At 32.4% G+C, this 2,500-nt stretch carries 3 protein-coding genes and 2 pseudogenes; 1 reads left to right on the top strand and 4 read right to left on the bottom strand.

Features of this window, described 5'->3' with window-relative positions:
• From IJI80_RS07255 to IJI80_RS07245, 3 genes and pseudogenes are all read right to left on the bottom strand, one after another.
• Positions 1-537 (bottom strand): annotated as a pseudogene (locus IJI80_RS07255) (phosphotransferase); the annotation flags it as partial.
• A 23-nt stretch (positions 538-560) separates the two neighbouring features.
• A complete protein-coding gene (locus IJI80_RS07250) occupies positions 561-1,355 on the bottom strand; it encodes a transposase (RefSeq protein ID WP_292788854.1) in 795 nt (264 codons plus the stop codon).
• A gap of 17 nt (positions 1,356-1,372) precedes the next feature.
• Positions 1,373-1,834: a helix-turn-helix domain-containing protein gene (locus IJI80_RS07245; protein ID WP_292788852.1), complete on the bottom strand. Its 462-nt coding sequence runs from the start codon at positions 1,832-1,834 to the stop codon at positions 1,373-1,375.
• A 46-nt stretch (positions 1,835-1,880) separates the two neighbouring features.
• Here IJI80_RS07245 and IJI80_RS07240 point away from each other — a divergent pair, with 46 nt between their 5' ends.
• The gene (locus IJI80_RS07240; protein ID WP_292788850.1) at positions 1,881-2,084 is read left to right on the top strand and encodes a hypothetical protein; all 204 of its coding nucleotides are present in this window, start codon (positions 1,881-1,883) and stop codon (positions 2,082-2,084) included.
• Between the two features lies 1 nt (position 2,085).
• On the opposite strand, the pseudogene IJI80_RS07235 reads toward IJI80_RS07240, so the two are convergent.
• Positions 2,086-2,500: pseudogene (locus IJI80_RS07235) on the bottom strand (phage holin family protein); the annotation flags it as partial.

Raw genomic sequence — 2,500 nt, 5'->3', positions numbered from 1 at the left:
TTCACCAACAGTATCTGCCATATTAGTATCTGCAGACAAACCTAACTCAACAAAATCGACCTTTTTCTCATAACAATCATAAATACTATCAAAAGACTTATACATCCCCGTCCAGGGAGTAAAAGCATGTGCCGGACCTATTAAACAGTCATACTGGCGAACCAGCTCCAAGATTTCAACACCGTTTAACTGGGTTTTAGGCCTGCCATCGACATTCTTGTTTTTAGAAGGCAATTTCTGAGATAATTCCCTTGCAATATCAATGTCGGGAATGATGATTAAATGATGGATTTTATTTTTACCTTCAATTTCTGTTGTTATGACAAAATCCATATCCTCCATCGAATAAATTCCATCACCAGAATAAGTTGTACCTTCCTCAATAATATCCAGCCATTTGGGATGAAGTCCATCACCAGTTCCTAAAAGCCCTAAACCTTTTAATTTTGATTTGGGTGCAATATTTTTAATTAACATGTCCTTGGATGATGCCATTGAAAAGCAACTAGGAATATGAAAATCTGCATTAACCAACATGATTAATAGATATTTATAGTCACTTAGCATAGAATTGGCAGGTATTTTTTAATGAAATTTTCTGTTAATGTTGATCCAAGGCATTTTTCATTAAATACTTCAAATCCTTCTTTTGTTAATTCAGACTTAGAATTTATGGGAATTGCTCTAAAATGATCTTTTAAAATGTTCCAAACTTTTTCAACAGGATTTAACCATGGAGCATACTTAGGCATAGGTACAAAAAGAATATTTAACTTTTCGGCAATATTTTGGACAAATTCACTTGTATGAGCTGGAGCACTATCTAAAAATATCACTAACCTATCATTTTTTAACTGCTGTTCGAGATTTAATTCTTCAATTAATTGATAAACATGTTCTTTTTGTATATCTTTTCGTTTATCTTTATTTTCTGTTGATTCTCTTTTGCAGTGTTTATTTAATTTTCTTGCAAGAACCATACTTTTATCTTTTATATTATTTTCAATTGATCTTAATAGTTTTTCTAAGAATTCAGGATTATCTTCTTTTTCTTCCAATTTTTTAGTTATTTGTTTTTTTGATAATGTATATCGCCCTATGGCATTATTTAATAATTTAGTATCTTCTTTTGAATCAGAATAAACACTTCTCATTTTAAATAATGCTTTCCCAAATTCAAATTCATCTAAATTTTTCACAGCAAATAATGTTGATTCTACATTTAATCCTAAAACTCCTAAGAAATTTCTTTTGAATGAAAAAGCAGTTATTTCTTTTTCATTGGAAGTTCCTTCTTCATAAATTGTTTTTCGTGTTTCAAAATCAGTTTTTGAGGTTGATTCGTCAATAATCACAATTTTATCAGTGGGTTTTAACCTTGCCAAATCAATATTTTTTTTAGAACATCCTCAGGATTTTCATCTGCTTCCCTATATTTTGGGCGAGGAGAACCATAATTAAAACCTAAACTCCTTACAATTTCGCCTACATAACCTAAAGAGAATTTAATACCAAAATCATCTTCCAATATTTTCTTAGCGCCAGTCATTGTGAGATTTTTAGATTCTCTTAAGCGCTTTTGAAATGCAACTCTCATTTCAGGAGTTAATTTTGATTTTTTTCCTCCACTGAAATCAGGTTCTAATCCTTCTAAACCTTCTTCTTCGCAAAGGTGCGCCCACCTATTAATTGATCTATAACTTACTCCTAAGATATTTGCTACATCATTGTGATTGAAATCTTCCTCAATTAACCTCATAGCAATTAATCTTTGATAATATCTGGGAGATACGTTGCATTCTTTGATTTTATCATGCAATTCTTCAGGTTCCATTTTATTAAAAATATTAATTTTACTTTTCTTTGGCATGATAATATATTTGTCAGAACTAGTATATAAAAGACATGACAATTCTATGCTAAGTAACTATATTCCGTTTTTTCCAATTGCCATGTCCCCTTTTTGGGAAGACCTAACCAGAATAAAGCCTATGTATTCATTGTTGACAATTTCAGAAATCAGCTGCGGAAACATCTCGTTGATTTCCTCATATGTCAGTCTATGGTGCCATTGGGTCAGATAAATCATTGCAAGATTTCCGGATGCAAGAACAATAACTCAGATTCATTCAACTCTATTTCATCATCGTCCTTGTTTCGATATTTAAGGAATTTGAACTTATCAGAAAACGGAACATAAACGTCTGCAAATGGATCTTCGTGTGAAGACAAGTTAGCATACAACTTATCGTCAAGGGGCAGTAATGATTTGACAAAATCTTCAAATGATTCGCCATATCTCTGTTTGAATGTTGCTCCATTGGTCTGGCCGTGGTCTGATTGTATCACGAATTGGTATTGTCTTGGAGAATATTTGTTTCCACCAAGAAGACGTTTTATCTGCTTGTCCATTCCCTTTAGGGCAAACCATACATCTTCATCTCTGACTCCGGAATGGTGGGCAATTTCATCGTAACCAAGATATGTGGAATATGCAACG

This window comes from Methanobrevibacter sp. (assembly GCF_017432245.1).
Classification (GTDB): domain Archaea; phylum Methanobacteriota; class Methanobacteria; order Methanobacteriales; family Methanobacteriaceae; genus Methanobrevibacter.
This window is presented reverse-complemented; position numbering and strand designations above follow the sequence as displayed.

Bases quoted from the DNA above. Each gene is read 5' to 3' on its own strand.
- IJI80_RS07245 (WP_292788852.1), bottom strand. From the start codon at position 1,834: ATGGAACCTGAAGAATTGCATGATAAAATCAAAGAATGCAACGTATCT.